This is a genomic window from Streptomyces aureus (assembly GCF_000725495.1).
Classification (GTDB): Bacteria; Actinomycetota; Actinomycetes; order Streptomycetales; family Streptomycetaceae; genus Streptomyces; species Streptomyces aureus_B.
Genome location: NZ_JNZD01000020.1, coordinates 84538 through 99077, shown reverse-complemented (window position 1 = coordinate 99077; position 14540 = coordinate 84538). Strand labels below are relative to the sequence as shown.

Genomic DNA, 14540 nt, shown 5'->3' with positions numbered 1-14540 from the left:
GTCCTGGGGTCGCCTGGGCCGTTGTGCTGGGGAGCACGGCGAAAACGGCAAAGAGCAGCAGGGTTCTGAGAGACGGCAGGCTGGGCCTGTCGTCGGTGGGAGGGGTTCGGTCGATGGCGGCGCAATTCGGCAGGAGGCTGCGCAAGGGCGCGGCAACCACCGCTGTGGCCATGGCCGCGGTCGCGGCTCTGTCCGCTTCCCAGGCCCCGGGAGTGACCGTCGACGACCACGGCAGACAGATGACCGCCATCCACGCCGGCCGGAACGCGAACGGCACGGACGACGGGATCGCGTCCGGCAACTCGCGCTACTACACGGACCTTCCGCCGCTGCAGAGCCCGAACCCCGCACCGAGCGCGAGCGCGGGAAGCGGCACGCCCGCCGCCACGGGCGCCGCCGAGGCGGGCATCCCCGCGACCGTGCTGGCCGCCTACAAGCAGGCCGAGGCCTCGCTGCACGAGTCGAAGCCGACCTGCAACATGCCCTGGCAGCTGCTGGCCGCCATCGGCAAGGTCGAGTCGGGCCAGGCCCGCGGCGGCCGCGTCGACGCGAACGGCACCACCTTCTCGCCGATCCTCGGCCCGGTCCTGAACGGCAACGGCTTCGCCAGCATCAAGGACACCGACCACGGCGCGTTCGACGGCGACAGCACGTACGACCGCGCGGTGGGGCCGATGCAGTTCATCCCCTCCACCTGGGCGTGGGCGGGCCGCGACGGCAACGGCGACGGCAAGAAGGACCCGAACAACATCTTCGACGCGGCGCTGGCCGCCGGGCACTACCTGTGCCGCTTCGACCACGACATGTCGGTCCAGACGCAGATGAACGCGGCGATCCTCAGCTACAACAACTCGACGGCGTACCTCACCACCGTCCTGTCGTGGCTGGAGTACTACCGCAAGGGCACCCACGAGGTGCCGGACGGCACCGGCGCGCTGCCCTCGCACGGCAGCGACGAGCCGGCGACGACGAACCCGACTCCGACGCCCCCGCAGCCGTCCGGGCCGAGCAGCCCCCGGCCGCCCGTCACCCCGAAGCCGACCCCGCCCGTCACCCCGACCCCGCCGGCCACCCCGACCCCGCCGCCCACGCAGCCCCCGACGAGCACGCCCACTCCCATGCCGACGCCCACCGAGACGGTGGACCACCTCACGAACGCGGGTGCCGGGAAGCTCACGGCGACGGCCGGGGACACCTTCGCGCAGAAGCTCGCGGTGCGCACCGACGACAAGGCCGGCAAGCCCGTGGCCAAGGTCCGGGTGCGGTTCACCGTCATCGGCGACACCGACGCCACCTTCGCCGGCGGGGAGAGCGTCGCCACCCAGGTCACCAACGCGGGCGGCGTCGCCACCGCGCCCGCCCTCGTGGCGGGCGAGAAGACGGGCGACTTCACGGTCCGCGTCACCGTCGTGGGCCGCGTCATGGCCGGCCTCGACTACACGGCGAGCGTCACCGAGCGCCAGGCCGACACCCTGGCCCGCACCGGCGACACCCCGCAGACCTGCGTCCCGGGCGGCGAGTTCGCCGACCAGATCGAGGTCAAGGCCACCTACAAGGGCGCCGCCGCGGGCAAGGTCGCCGCCACCGCGACCCTGGTCAAGTCCGCCGACGACGCGGGCGAGAGCGACAAGGGCCCCTACTTCAAGGACGCGGACGGCAAACCCGTACGCACCCTCGCCACCCTCACCACGGACGCGGACGGCCTGCTCAAACTGCCGAAGCTGTACGCCGACGACACCACCGGCACCTTCCTGCTCCGCATCACCACCGCGGGCGGGGCCACCCTGACCATCGAACTCACGGTCGCCGCCGCTTCGTAGCACTCCAGCCTGTGAGGCCACCACACCAGGTGCCCAGCAGCAGTCGGGCTTCACGTACGTTCCACCCGCGCGGCCGAGATCTGCCCGCCCCGCACAACACGCCACACCGAGCCGGTACGCCGGACCGCTCTGGGTTCGCGCGATCGCGTCGACGCACGACACCAGGACGTCGCCGCGGTGTACGTAGTGGTCGACCAGACCACGATGGGGCCCGGGCGCCTTCACCGCTATGTGCCCTCGGCCCGGGCGCCAGCGGATCTTCCAGGAGCCGGGGCTGGAGGAGCGGCAACGGCGCTACCCGCTCTTTCCCCGCGTCCTGTTCGTCCTGGACGGCACCGGATCCGCCGGTGCCGAGAACCGGATCCGCGCCCTGCTCGCCGGGGCCATCCCCGAGTTCCTCGGGGATGGCCCGCTGCATGTACTGCTGGCGTACGGCGATGCAGTCGGCGCTGGCGGCCGACACCTTCTCCAGCGTGCTGGCGAGGTCGTTCCACCAGGAGTCCAGCAACGCGAGTTCGTGCTGGAGGATCGGGTCATCGGACAGGACCGGCTCATCGACACGCACCGACAGCTCCGCCCGGTAAGCGGTGGTGTCGTGGACAGCGCGGTGGTGTCGTGGACAGCCAGGAGGGCGGGTCAGTAGCCGCCGAGGTCACCGAAAACATGCTGGTCCCAGGAAAGCGGCTCTTGCCTGCCAGAAGCTGTCGCAGGAAATGTGAAGAAGAGGTCTACGATCTCTCCACATCTAGGAGTGGGGTCTCCGGTCAAGATGCTCGGGTCAGAAGCCATCGTCAGAGGTATCTGACTACGGGGAGATAGAGGGGTGTTTCATGGGGTTCGGGTTCCGTGTCGGTGTTCCTGGGATGAGTGTGCGGGTCTCTACGCGCGGTGTGCGGACATCGGTTGGTCCGCGGGCGGCGCGGCTCAGCGTGGGCACAGGCGGTGCGCGTGTGTCCTCAGGGCTCGGGCCTTTTTACGCATCGAGTTCTCTGGGCGGCGGCCGGGGGCAGTCCGGCACACGCCGCACGGCGCAGCCGCGGACCGTTGCCCCTTCGGCCGCGCAACTGGACCGCGCGCGGCGGCAGGCTGAGCGGGCGCAGCAGGAGGCGGAGCGTGATGCGGCCATTGCTGAGTTGCGCGAGCTGCGTCGTCAGATGACCAGTGTTCATCTGCAGTCGTTTCCCGTGGCCTGTCTTCCGGAGATTCCCGTTCCGCCGCTTCTGGGTCTGCCGTGGGCGCTGGCCGAGGCGCGTGCCTTTCACCTGCAGGGCATCGGCTGGCTGGCTCGCGCGGAGCGTGCGGTCGCCAAGCAGTGTGCGGAGCAGGACGCTTCCCTGTATCTGGATGCGGAGACTGCCCGTCTGCGGGAGGTGCGGGGGCAGTTGGCCGACGAGGCGCAGCTGTGGTGGCAGGCTCTGGTCTCCAACGATGAGGAGACGGTCTGCGAGGCGGTGAACACGGCTTTCGCCGACAACCCGGCAGCCGGCTGTGCCGTTGGGGTGGAGGGCTCCGTTCTTTCCGTCGTGATGCGGCACCAGGATCTCGATGCCATGCCCACGCAGACACCCGGCATGACACCGAGCGGGCGCCCGACTCTGAAGAACCTCACCAAACGGGACAAGATTCTGTGGTGGCTGACCTCCATGGGGTCGAACGTCGTCGCCACCCTGAAGGAGGGCTTCGCCACCGCCCCCGGGATCACCGCTATCGACCTTGCCGTGCTGACCCGACTGCCCGACACCCAGCGCCTCGGTTTCGTGGCCTATGGCCGCTGGACCCGCACGGCGATCGAGTCCACTCCATGGCAGAAGCCCGAGGACGCTCTGCGTTTCCTGGACATCGGCCAGGATGTGGCCTGCTCCGTGACCACCACGGCATCCGGCAACCTCTCCAGCACCATCAAGCCCCTCAGTACTACCCGGGTGCCCGGCCTGCAAGACCTCCTCGACCACGCGCAGGACGAACCCGACTCGAGTGGTGCCGCCCTCGCAGACCTCGACGTCACCCTCGGCGCTAACACCCCGCCCGGCGACAGCAGCCCGCTCACCGATCCCTACCGGATCAGACCGTTCGCCGAATGGAAGCATCAAGAACCGGCAGCCGTGCTTCCCCTGCCGTCCGCACCACCCACGACACCCGTGACGCTGATCCCCGGCCAAGCTCTCGTCCTGCCCGACGAAGACTGGCAGGGCCTGAACGTCGCCTTCAGCTTCGCAGGCGCCGACGCAGACCTCACCCTCTTCCTCACAGCAGATGACGGACGAGTCGCAGGCGACGACGACTTTGTCTTCTACAACCAGCCATCCGGCGCCGACGGAGCCGCACGCCTACTCGGCAAACAGCCTGAAGGACCGCACACCGTCGAACGCGCCACCATCCGCCTGTCCGCCCTGCCCGACCGGGTCCGACGCGTGACCATCGCCATCAACATGGACGTCGAAGCAGGACTCACCTGCGCCGCCCTCACCCACGCCGTCCTCCACATGAACGGCTCGACTGGAACAGCCTGGACGTTCCAACCACCCTCCGACGCCGGCATCCGTGCCATGGTCATCGCCGAGCTCTACCGTCACACCATCAACAACCGGCCCGCCTGGAAACTACGCGCCATCGGCCAAGGCTGGGCCGACGGCCTCGACGGCCTCGCCCGCGCCCACGGCGTCGACATCGGATAACCGCAGCCGTCGCGTGCTGGAGGACGCTCTGTCTGCGGAGCACGAGGCAGAGCACCTTCAACGCAGCCTGCCCGAGAAGAAGAGAGCGCGGGAGCACCGGCAGCCGCGGCGTCGACGACTGGGCAGGCTGTGGACTGCTGTTCCTGGGCGAAGAGGAGCAGCAGCTCGGACACGGTCGATGGCGGTCCGGCCGGACCGTGCAGGAAGTAACCTCGCAGTCCGCTCCCGCCCCTGCTGGCGCCGGTGCTGGCCGCAGGGGTGGGAGCGACGGGGCGTCTCAGGCCAGCGGCACGGTCAGTTCCTCGTCCGGGCACTCTGCCACAGCCTGCTGCAGCGCCTGCAGTTCCGCGGGGTCAACGCTGAGCTGCCAGCGCGTTTTGACGCTCACCCAGTCGGCCACATAGTGGCACTGGGCGTCGGCGGCTGGCGGCATCCAGGTGCTGGGGTCCTGGTCGGCCTTCTGCCTGTTCGTCCTGGCCGTTACGGCCACCAGGGAGCGAGACCACCCCAGGTCATTGGCGTATGCCTGCCTGCGCTCGGGCGTCCAGTCGTAGGCGCCGGAGTCCCAGCTTTCCGCGAGCGGCACCATGTGGTCGATGTCCAGGCCGGATGCCCCGCTCACGAGGGCATCGTCGTAGTAGCTGAACCACTGGCCGTCGCTGAGGGTGCAGTTGACGCCCTGAGTCGGCGCCTCGATCGCTTCGTCTTTCAGCACCTCCATGCGGGTGTTGCAGCCGTCTTTGTCGGCGTCGATCCAATGGCGGAACTTGCTGCGCTCGTAGCCGGTCCTGACCTCACCCGCCACCGGGAGTTCAGCGATCAATTCGCGCACACTCCCCATCCTGGTCGGGTCGTGGGCCTGTGCCGCAGCTACTGGTAGGCCACCGGCCAGCGCCATCGCGGCCAGCATGCAGATCAGCGTCTTCTTGAGCGTCATGCGGCATGACTACCGAAGCAGAAACGGTCACCCCTCGATGGCGCCACCACCGGTCACTCGAATGCGGCAAACCACCAGCTCGTGCGGCTCTGCCCTGACCATTGCAACTCGCCCTCTTGCGTGGTCTGGACCGGTCATCGCCCTCTCGCTGGTACCGCCGCTGAGCGGGGTACCCGACAAAACGGCACGAGCTGGCCCTCTGCGATCACCGCTGGCCAGAGCTTTGCCTCGCGCGTAGTCGGCCGACGTCGCGGGACGGCCACCGAGGGCAGCTATAGCGAGCCGGTACCAGCCAGCAGCCCGGCGACGTGTGACCAGTCGGGGTTGGGGCGATGGCCAGGGTGTGGCGGCGGTCAGGGGGTGTCACCGGAGTAGTAGAGACGGCACGTCACACCCGGACAGGCATACGAGACTCGCCGGGGTGCGGATCGTACAGGGCACGACTGCCGGGCCACCGTGACAACTCGGTGGGCAGGGCCACGCCGTCATCGACTTCCTCGGTCCGTCATCCGTGGATGTCCAACAGCAGGCCGCCCAGCGGTCCGCCGACCAATGCGGCGTAGGTCCGGTGCGGGAGCGGGCCGGGGTTGAGGTCCTCGTGGCCCGCGCCGTAAACACGCCGGTTCAGCAGCTGCTCGTCGCCGTTCATGCCCTCCAGCGCTGCAGCCGCCGACGACAACGCGAGCTCGCCCAGCACCTTGCGCTTGCCTGCATGGTCGGCCGCTGCGCCTTGTCCTGGGCCGGATCAGGTGGCGCCGACGTCCGAACCAGTCATCGGCCTTCTGCCCGGCCTGCTCAGCTTCCGTCTCCTGGCGGTGACTCCTGGTCCTGGCGCTCGCGTTTCGCCAGCTTCAGCCTGCTGTTCGGCTGCGACGGCTTGGTCCTGGCAGTTCTCGCACAGGTGCGGGTGCGACTCGCGCGCCGTGCTCCAGTCCCGTATGTCGACCACGGCCCACCGACCGTCACTGAACTTGTTCCCATGGTCCCGGACAAGGCAGTGGGCCGGACCGCAGGTGATCGGCCCGACCCATCCTGGCTTCACCACCGCCCGCCCGGCGAGGAGCGGGCCCGGCGAGCGGTGGTGGTTCAGGTCGGGTCAGTGGTGGAAGTGGCGGCGGCCCCAGGAGGCGTCGTCGATGAAGCGGCCGTGGTCGTTGCGCAGCGTGGCCCTGTCGCGGTCGTTGTTCCACACGTAGGCGCGCCGGTCCTGGAACAGATCGGTGCGACTGTCGCGGCCGAGTCCGGTGTGGACGCGGACCGTTGAGCGGCCGCCCAGGCGGTAGTGGTCGAAGGTGTAGGTGTGGCCGTCCGCGTCGGAGAGGGTCCAGCCGTCCAGGTTCACGCTGCGGCGGGTGTTGTTGGTGATCTCCACCCATTCCTGGTTCAGGGAGCGGTTGGAGCGGTCGTCGGGGCCCGGGGAGTCGTACTGCACCTGGCTGATCTCGACGCCCTGGCGGTGTGGGCGAGGGTCGGTGGCGGATGCCGGGACTGCGATCGCTGCGGTGAGGGCAGCAGCGGTCAGCGCGGCGGCGGTCAGACGGCGGGCAGACGTGGATACGGTCACAGGTTCCCCCTGCATTGTGCGGGCACAATCTCAAAACGCCCTGGTGGGTGCCGGGTTGTGCGGTGTGCGGGTGGCGACCGGCCGGCCGCGCATTCACACCTTGCCCTCCGACTCGTCAGGATGTGAACGCGATCCGGGGTGCGTTACCGATCAACCGCACCGCTGTGACTCTTGGCTGCAGCATTCATCTATTTCGCCGGTGTACGAAGTTGACGCGGGCCCGGTCTCAGCGCCCTTGCAGCAGTTGGCCATCAGGCACTGCCCGCCAGGTGGCGCCACCCCACCGCATGCCCGGCTGACACCCGAAAGTGGGTAACAGCCTCTTTGCTGGTCGGTAGGCTCCAAACGACGAAAAGACCCGTCCCGCAAAACGGGACGGGTCTTCGCAGAGTGAGCCCGGCCGACGAACGCGCGGGGCGGCCCTCCCTGTTCAGGACGTCAGCTGCGTCGACTCAGATGACACTTCGGAACTCCCCCTCTGAGGGCCGTACCGACTTTGACCACGTGGTGCGGCTCGGCTGGTCAACTCCCCGCCGCCGATCTAAGCCCAGTCCTCTTCGTCGTCATCATCATCATCATCGGGTTCGGGTTCCCGGATGTAGGCGAGGTCTAGGACGTACCGCTCGGTGACGGGGCAGTTGTTCCAGGCTTCGGTGAGCCAAGTGTCGGGGGCGTCGTCGGGGAGCTGGGCGAGGGTGGTGTCGTAGTAGTCGCCTGCTGCTCGTCGGTTGGTCCACCAGGCGTGGCCCTCGTAGACGCCCGGGCGGGGAAGGACGACGTCGTAGGGGGCGGGGCCGCGGTCGAGCTGGCCGATTACCAGGATGCCCGTCTCGGACTCAAGGCTGATGGCGCCGTGGCCTTCGGCGTCAGCCGGCGGCTCGGGTGGGGAGTCCCAGATACGGATGGTGATCTGGACGGGCATGTCGGGTTGCAGGCTGAGGAGGTACAGGTGGTAGCCGTTTCCCGCTACCACCTGTACTTCGGCGGCCTTCAGGGCGGCTCCGTCGCCGAGGAAGGCGTCCGCGTCGTAGACCTCCAGGACGCGGCGGCCGGGGGTTGCGGTGACGTTATGTTCGGCGAGAAGCGCCATGGCCAGTCGGAGCCTTTCAGCTAGTTCGTGATCTTCACGTAGAAGGGGTCGCCGTTCAGCACCCGGTTGAGTGTGTACACCGCGTTGATGTACTCCCCGCCCTTGCGGTTGTCCGGGCCGTCGATCAGCCGGACGGAGAAGCGGTTGTCGCCCTTGGTAGAACCTTCCTCGGTGGAGGCGAAGGGATACTCGTCGCACTCCAGGCCGCTGCCGGTGTAGTCCCCCCAGACCTTCCTGCATTCCTGGATGGATTTCTTGCGGTTGGCTTCAACCTTGTCCGGATCAATGACCCGGTGCAGCGGTTCCTTCGCTCCAGGAACCGACTTGCCGGGCCACGAGGGGAAGGTGCGCTCGGGTCGGTTCAGGGCGTCGTAGATGTGCAGGGCACTCTGCTTGGCCTCGGGATCCTTCTGGCTCATGACCAGTTCTACGCGGGCGGCGGTGAAGACAGTCCCCTTGTACTTGCCTGCTGGCCTGCCGGCGTAGTCGTAGCGGACGCTGGAGTGGTAGTTGTCGACGCCTCCTCCGTAGGGAGTCGAATTGGGTGAGCTGGCGGTCAGGTCCATGACGACGGTGGAGTACACACGCTGCTGGTTGCCCTGCTCGAAGAGGGGCCCCCTGTCGGGTGCGGTGTAGGTGAGTGTCCACTGGGGTGTGCGGTCCCACTCGCCGAGCAGTTCGTCGCGTTCCTTGGTCTGCGGCTCGGTCACCTGGGGGTTCGGGTCGCTGGTGGAGGCGTTGATGCTCTGGCGGAAGTGCTGGCCCACGCGCCATTTCGTGGCGTCTTCGGTGGGGATGGGCTGGATCAATATGTTCTCGATGCTGGAGATGTAGTCGACGCGGCGGCTGCCGTCGTAGGAGAAGCCGAGGATCCACTGGTCGAATTTGAGACGGCCGAGGGTGGTGGTGCCTCGGGTGTCGCGCAGGACCAGGTCGTAGGGGCGTTTTTGGCAGCTTTCGAAGCGGGATTTGATCCAGCCTGCGGTGGCTTGGGCCTGGGCAGCGTGGCTTGCGCACTGCTGCTTCAGGTCCGGGTCCGGGGGAGCCGGGGCATCGGCGGTCTTTCGGGCGGGGCTGGAGCCGTGTGTGTGCAGGTAGTCCGCCAGGGGGACGAGCTGGTCGAAGCCTTGCAGCTGTTCCGCGGGAACGAAGGCGGCGTCGACGAACCCGGCTGGTGTGGGTGAGGCGTCATCCGCGGCCGGCGCGGGGTGGGCGCCTGTGGTGACCGCGGCAAGCAGGGTCAGGGCGGTGGCAGTGACAGCGCCGCGGGTCAGGCGGGCCAGAGTGAGCGGGGTGTTCACCTGAGAGCTCCTTGCATGCGGGCGAGGGCGGGGAGATGTCCACGGATGCTGGTGACGGCGTTCATGAGGCATCGCAGAGGTCACCCCAGCAGGCCTCCAGCAGAGCGCCGGTGCGTGCCGAGTAGCGGGCGGTGAAGCCGTCGAAGCGCTGGTCGGTGGGGTGCAGGCCGGGGGTGGAGTGCGTCGAGGTCACTGCCCAGGCGCCGTCACTGCTGCTGTCACCCTCAGAGCGGCTGATCCGGGGTCCGGCCGACAAGACCGGCGGGGCAACGGTGAGATCGTCGGCAGGGACGTCGAAGGCAGCGGCCGCCTGGTCTCGGATGCCGGCGGCCGTGACGTCCGCGTCGGTCGTTGTGTCATCTGCAGTGGCATCGTGCTGCAGGGCTGCGGCATTACAGATCCGTGCGGTGGTGACGCACTCGGCCAGGCCGGGCACAGAGGCCAGACAGGTGTCGGGGTCGTCGTCCATGCAGGACTGCAGGGCCTGTTGGTCGACGCCGTTGAAGGTGGCAGGCAGGCTGGTGTTCGCGGCAGCTGGTGCGGCAAGAGCGACAGCGTGCTGGCGCGGCTTGCTCACCGTCCACTGGGCGAAGTTCGTGCCGTCGGTCAATTTGGTGGTGAAGCAGTTGGGCGGCCTGCTGCTCGAACTGCACGCGGGGAGCGTGACGGACCTGGCCACGTTGCGCGTGGCCACTCGCTCCCACACCTTGTTCCCAGTCATGTACTGCATGCGGTTCGAGATCGCCGGCACGTCGATGTACTGAGGTCCGGTGACCTCAAGCCCGACGTCGATCCGGTTGGTCGCGCCGCCCAGCACCTTGAGCTGACTGGTGGTGGAACCGACCTTGTTGAAGTCGTACAGCACGTCCCACTGGTTGCCGTGGTCCTGACGCACGGTCATGTAGGTGTGGTTGCGCTTGTTCGGCTTGTTCGGATCGACGCCGGCCGTGATGGCTTTGGTGCGTCCGCCGCTGTTGGTCAGCTCCGTCCAGCGCGGCCCGTAGCTGTTGGTGGTCCTCCCCGTCTTCTGCGCATAGAGGCCGATCTCGATGTTGGGCCCGTCCGGGCTGCTCGAGGTGTTCGGCGTGACCCGCAGGTAATTCGATGCCTGCACGGTCGCGGAACCGGTGTCCGTGTGGTCGAACACGAGCGGCTCGTTCCGCCAGGTGGCAAACGCGCCGATCATCGGCTCCCCCGGCTCGCTGCAGGTCATCGCCCAAAAGGTGATGCGGGCGTTGTAGAGAAGGCTGCAGGCTTGGTTGGGTGCGCTGGCACTGGCTGGCGCAGCGCCCCCGAAAACAGTGAGCATGGTGGCACCGGCACATGCCAGAGCCAGTCGCCTCGTGTGTGAACGCGACAAGATTCCCCCTGGAACGATCAAGAGTGGTCACAGGGGAACCTATAGTCGAATTTCCGTAACTCACTTGTTTGCAGGGCAAGTTGACTCGAACCGAGTCATGAATCACGTCACATAAAAGCGACAGGACGAAGTGCGCCCTGCGTTTCGCGGCGCTGATCAACCGAAGGAGGCGGTGAGGCAGATCGTCGACCTCATGGCCACACTCAAGGAGTCCGCGGCCAAGGCCCGCAAGTGCCGGGGCTGCAACGCAACCGTCCACGACACGCCCAAGAAGTAGACCGCTGCTGCGAAGCCGGCAAAGAAGCAGCTTGCCAAGAAGGCCGCCGAGAAGACGACCGCGCGGAAGCCGCGGCGCAGCACCTGTCCCACCTCCTTCACTGCCACTGGCACATAGTGCATGCCGAATGCTGGCGGAGCGGCTCCATAGATCACTGTGTCGATTGGATGTTCGTCTGGGTCGAACCTTTGGTGACGCTTCGGCCTCGAGTGTCACGACCCGATGATGAGGGGTGGATGAGCAGCGCAGGCATCTGGCCGACGGTGCATGATCACGCCTCCGACTCAATGAGGGGGACTTTGTGCTGACCAAATTCCGGGGAGCTGTGGCTGCGGTTGTTATGGCAGGTGCGCTGCTGACTCCGGTGGCTGTTGCCACAGACGCTGCGGCCGCGTCGTGTGCTCGGCACACGACGGGCATCTGCAAGGCGAATTCGTCCCACCCGCGCGGGGCAACGGCGAAGTGCAAGGACGGCACCTACTCCTACAGCGCCCGCTTCCGCGGCACCTGCTCCCACCACCGTGGCGTGAAGTACTGGTACCGATAGAAAAGCGGGCGCCGCCCCCTAACCTTCGGGGGCGTTGCCTGGATGCATGCTCAGGGAGGCGCTGTCGGCTGACAGGAGTCACCTGGTGGGTCTGCCGTCTGGGTGGTCGTCGATCCAAAAGAGGCCGCTCATGTCGAGGCGCTGGCGGGTGCGGGTGACAGCCACGTAAGCGAGTCGGGCTTCACTGTTTTCGATCGGGCCGGGAATAGCCCGCCCGTTGTCGTCGGTTTGGCCGCTGTCCTTCGGCGGCCTGAAGTCATCCGCGATCCTCACGCAGGCCCATTCACGTCCTTTGGCCTTGTGGGCGGTCGAGACCGTGACGTCGGCCGACTGTTCGGGGACGAACTGGGCTACGGCGTCGAGGATGGTTTCGGTGCCGTGGGTGTCGACGAGGTCGACCAGCGGCTGCAGGTCGCGTCCCGCCGGGTCGTGGGAGGCGTAGTCCTGCAGCTCTCCCCAGGTGGCGAAGAGGACGAGTTCCGGGTGGCTGGTACGGCGGCCGTCTTTGAGGTCCTGGGCGGCCAGTGCCAGGGCGCGCAGGCTGTCGCCTCCTCCGACCAGCCCGACCTTTTGGCCGGCGGCGAGGAGGTTCATCGCTTGCGCCATGGCGCCGACGTTGGTTCGGCACAGCACCGCGTCGGGGCGGGTGACGGGGCCCAGGTCGGTGGGGACGGTGTCGGTGCCAGTGAGGCGGATCGGGGCGTCAGCGATGGCGAGCCACCGGTTGGCCTCGTCCGCGAGGTGAGGGCCGAAGCGGAAGGACTGTGAGAGGGCGAGCTGGGTGCCGTCGAAGCCGGTCATGACGTCTTTGGCGCCGCGCCAGTCGTAGATGGCCTGGGCGGAGTCGCCGACCATGACGAGCTGGGCGTGGCCGCGTTGAGCAAGGAAGATCTGTTCGACGACGGGGTTGGTGTCCTGGGCTTCGTCCAGGAGCAGGAAGTCGGCGTCGATCCTGGGCTGGGTGAGGGCCCAGATCTTCAGGTAGTGGTCGTGTTCGAACCGGACTGCGCCGCCGTCGGGGTTTTGCAGGTCGGTCCAGGCTTTGCGGGCGAACGGCACGATGTGATCGGCGAGTTGAGCGTGCAGTTTCGCGTCTTCGAGGCCGCGCAGGCGCGGGACGTGATGGCGGGCGACGTCCGGATCGGCGGTGTGGCAGAAGCGGGCCACGGTGCGCAGGGTGGCGTTGGAGAGGGTCTTCTGTGACAGGTCGCGTTCGCCGATGCGGATGGCTTTGGTGATGCCGAGGGCGTGGCCCATCTGCCAGGCGGGGCGGCGCGGGGAGTTGAGGCGGCGGGTGTAGCGGTGGCCGACGGCGGCGTAGGCCAGGGCGTGGGCAGTCTTGCAGCTGACGGTGGGCGGGAAGCGGGCGTGGGCGTCTTGTGCGATGGCGCGGTTGTAGGCAAGGTAGCGGCCGCAGCGCCGGGTGGCGCGGGCGAGTTCGGCGAGTGTGGTGGTCTTGCCGGTGCCTGCACCGGCCTGCAGGGCCAGATGCTGGCCGGCGTGGAAGGCGTCGGCGGCGGCTTGCTGTTCGTCGGTGGGCTTCAGCACGGCGCTGCTCCGGTGGTGTGGGTGAGCATGCGCCCAACGGCTGCCAGGAGATGGGGCGGGGTGGTGCCGGCGAGCAGGTGCTGGAGTGCGCGGTCGAGGCGATCGGCTTCCTGATCGGCGTGCCGGGCCAGGGCCTGGTGGACGGCTTCCTGCACGAACAGGTGCGGTGGTCTTCTCGTGTGTTCGGCGGCAGTCTCAAGAGCGGCGTATGCGGCGGGCGAGAAGGTGAGGTTGAGCAAGATCTGTCCGCGTGGGTCGGGGTAGTGCGTGGTGATCACGTCGATGGGGAGCCGTCCGCCGACCTGGTGCCGGAGCCGGTTGAGGGCTTTGGCCGGGGTTTTGGCGCGGACGAGGGCCAGGAGGTGGGTGGTGTCGTGGTTGGCTGCGAACGGCATCGTGCGGGTGGCCCGGTGGAGTTCGGCCGGTGTGAGGGCTCTGGTCAGGGTGATGTCCAGGGCGTGGTGCCGCATGGTCATGCCTCTTCACGCTGGGTGAACGGGACGTGGGGCAGTCGGGTGTGGAGGTGCGCCGTGTGCAGGAGGGGGTCGAAGACCTGCCATCCGGCCGGCGTGAGATCTGCGGCGTCGGGGGTTGCGGCGTGGGCGGGGCAGCGCTGGGTGCGCCAGCGCAGCTGCTCGGCGTAGGGCAGGCGGCTGAGGTCGTAGACGGCCATGAGTGTGGCGGGCAGGACAAGTTGGCCGCGTTGCGGGGTGGCGGGCAGCAGGGTCCATGCGCCGCGGGGGCGGCTGGGGTCGAGCACGGTTTGGGCGCAGCGGTGGCGTTGGCGGGTCTGGGCCACGCACTGGATGGCTTCGAGGGGGCCGTCGGCGAGGTAGCGGCCCAGGAGCAGTTGCACGACGGGCCGGGCGGGGCAGTCTCGGCTGGGGCGGGAGTCTGTCTCGCAGGCGGTGGGGGTTGGGGTGAACTGGCCTGTGTCGATCAGGCGGCGGGTGCGGACGGCGAGTTGGCGGCGCAGGGATTCGATGTAGGGGCCGGGCGGCGTGGTGGGGGCGTGTTCTGGGCAGAGCGCGTGGTGCGGGATGCGGCACCACGCGCTGCCATCGCTGTGGGGGTGGGCGATGCCGCCACTCAGATGCCACCGATAGGGGGCAGGGACCTGAGAGGTGTCCAGTTCCGTCGGGTGCAGGACGATGGGCTGCTGGCCGGAGCGCTGGTACCGGTCGATGCGGTGACCGCACTGGCGGCAGCGGCTGCTCTGGCCGGTGCGCAGCAGACGGCTCGGGCTGGTGGCGGTCACCCGCAGTGGGCGTTGGGGGCGTGCGGTGCGTGGGCTGCCGTCCCAGTGGCATCCGGCGGGGGCGGTGGTGGGGTGCATGACGGGCACCGTGCCAGGCGACACTCCGCAGCGGAGGGGAAGGCCGGGCCGGAGTCCCCTGGACAGCCGAGCGTGGCCGAACGTC

12 protein-coding genes and 1 pseudogene are annotated in these 14540 nt (G+C 68.2%); 4 read left to right on the top strand and 9 right to left on the bottom strand.

Annotated features, from left to right (window positions below; genetic code table 11):
* The first annotated feature begins 113 nt into the window (after positions 1-113).
* From IO36_RS23980 to IO36_RS23970, 3 genes are all read left to right on the top strand, one after another.
* Positions 114-1820, top strand: a complete 1707-nt coding sequence (locus IO36_RS23980) for a lytic transglycosylase domain-containing protein (RefSeq protein WP_037622840.1) — start codon at positions 114-116, stop codon at positions 1818-1820.
* A gap of 229 nt (positions 1821-2049) precedes the next feature.
* On the top strand, positions 2050-2463 hold the full coding sequence (locus IO36_RS23975; protein ID WP_037622838.1) for a hypothetical protein: 414 nt from the start codon (positions 2050-2052) through the stop codon (positions 2461-2463).
* 307 nt (positions 2464-2770) lie between these two features.
* Positions 2771-4495 (top strand): TerD family protein, encoded by a 1725-nt coding sequence (locus IO36_RS23970; protein ID WP_245173452.1) that lies wholly within the window; start codon positions 2771-2773, stop codon positions 4493-4495.
* A 277-nt stretch (positions 4496-4772) separates the two neighbouring features.
* On the opposite strand, the gene IO36_RS23965 is transcribed toward IO36_RS23970, so the two are convergent.
* The 6 genes and pseudogenes from IO36_RS23965 to IO36_RS23940 all read right to left on the bottom strand — a co-directional run bounded on the left by IO36_RS23965 (position 4773) and on the right by IO36_RS23940 (position 10696).
* Positions 4773-5432: an HNH endonuclease family protein gene (locus tag IO36_RS23965; protein WP_037622836.1), complete on the bottom strand. Its 660-nt coding sequence runs from the start codon at positions 5430-5432 to the stop codon at positions 4773-4775.
* Positions 5433-5785: 353 nt separating this feature from the next.
* Positions 5786-6081: pseudogene (locus tag IO36_RS23960) on the bottom strand (hypothetical protein).
* Positions 6082-6528: 447 nt separating this feature from the next.
* Entirely contained in the window at positions 6529-7011 is a 483-nt protein-coding gene (locus tag IO36_RS23955; protein ID WP_037622835.1) for a lamin tail domain-containing protein, read from the bottom strand.
* A 526-nt stretch (positions 7012-7537) separates the two neighbouring features.
* Positions 7538-8086 (bottom strand): hypothetical protein, encoded by a 549-nt coding sequence (locus IO36_RS23950; RefSeq protein ID WP_037622834.1) that lies wholly within the window; start codon positions 8084-8086, stop codon positions 7538-7540.
* A gap of 20 nt (positions 8087-8106) precedes the next feature.
* Positions 8107-9387 (bottom strand): NucA/NucB deoxyribonuclease domain-containing protein, encoded by a 1281-nt coding sequence (locus tag IO36_RS23945; protein ID WP_051900873.1) that lies wholly within the window; start codon positions 9385-9387, stop codon positions 8107-8109.
* Between the two features lie 61 nt (positions 9388-9448).
* Positions 9449-10696, bottom strand: a complete 1248-nt coding sequence (locus IO36_RS23940; RefSeq protein ID WP_245173451.1) for a hypothetical protein — start codon at positions 10694-10696, stop codon at positions 9449-9451.
* Positions 10697-11364: 668 nt separating this feature from the next.
* On the opposite strand from IO36_RS23940, the gene IO36_RS44790 reads away from it, so the two are divergent.
* Positions 11365-11571 carry a DUF3761 domain-containing protein gene (locus IO36_RS44790; RefSeq protein ID WP_078943399.1) on the top strand — a complete coding sequence of 69 codons (207 nt, stop codon included), beginning with the start codon at positions 11365-11367 and terminating at the stop codon, positions 11569-11571.
* 78 nt (positions 11572-11649) lie between these two features.
* Here the strand turns inward: IO36_RS44790 and IO36_RS23930 are convergent, their stop codons facing one another.
* The 3 genes from IO36_RS23930 to IO36_RS23920 are packed head-to-tail and all read right to left on the bottom strand — an operon-like array spanning position 11650 to position 14455.
* The gene (locus IO36_RS23930; protein ID WP_037622901.1) at positions 11650-13116 is read right to left on the bottom strand and encodes a UvrD-helicase domain-containing protein; all 1467 of its coding nucleotides are present in this window, start codon (positions 13114-13116) and stop codon (positions 11650-11652) included.
* Positions 13113-13595 (bottom strand): hypothetical protein, encoded by a 483-nt coding sequence (locus IO36_RS23925; protein ID WP_037622831.1) that lies wholly within the window; start codon positions 13593-13595, stop codon positions 13113-13115. The genes IO36_RS23930 and IO36_RS23925 overlap by 4 nt, the downstream gene beginning before the upstream one ends.
* Complete coding sequence (locus IO36_RS23920) at positions 13592-14455, bottom strand: DUF6083 domain-containing protein (RefSeq protein ID WP_037622829.1); 864 nt, start codon at positions 14453-14455, stop codon at positions 13592-13594. Before IO36_RS23920 ends, IO36_RS23925 begins: the two co-directional genes overlap by 4 nt.
* Positions 14456-14540: the final 85 nt, after the last annotated feature.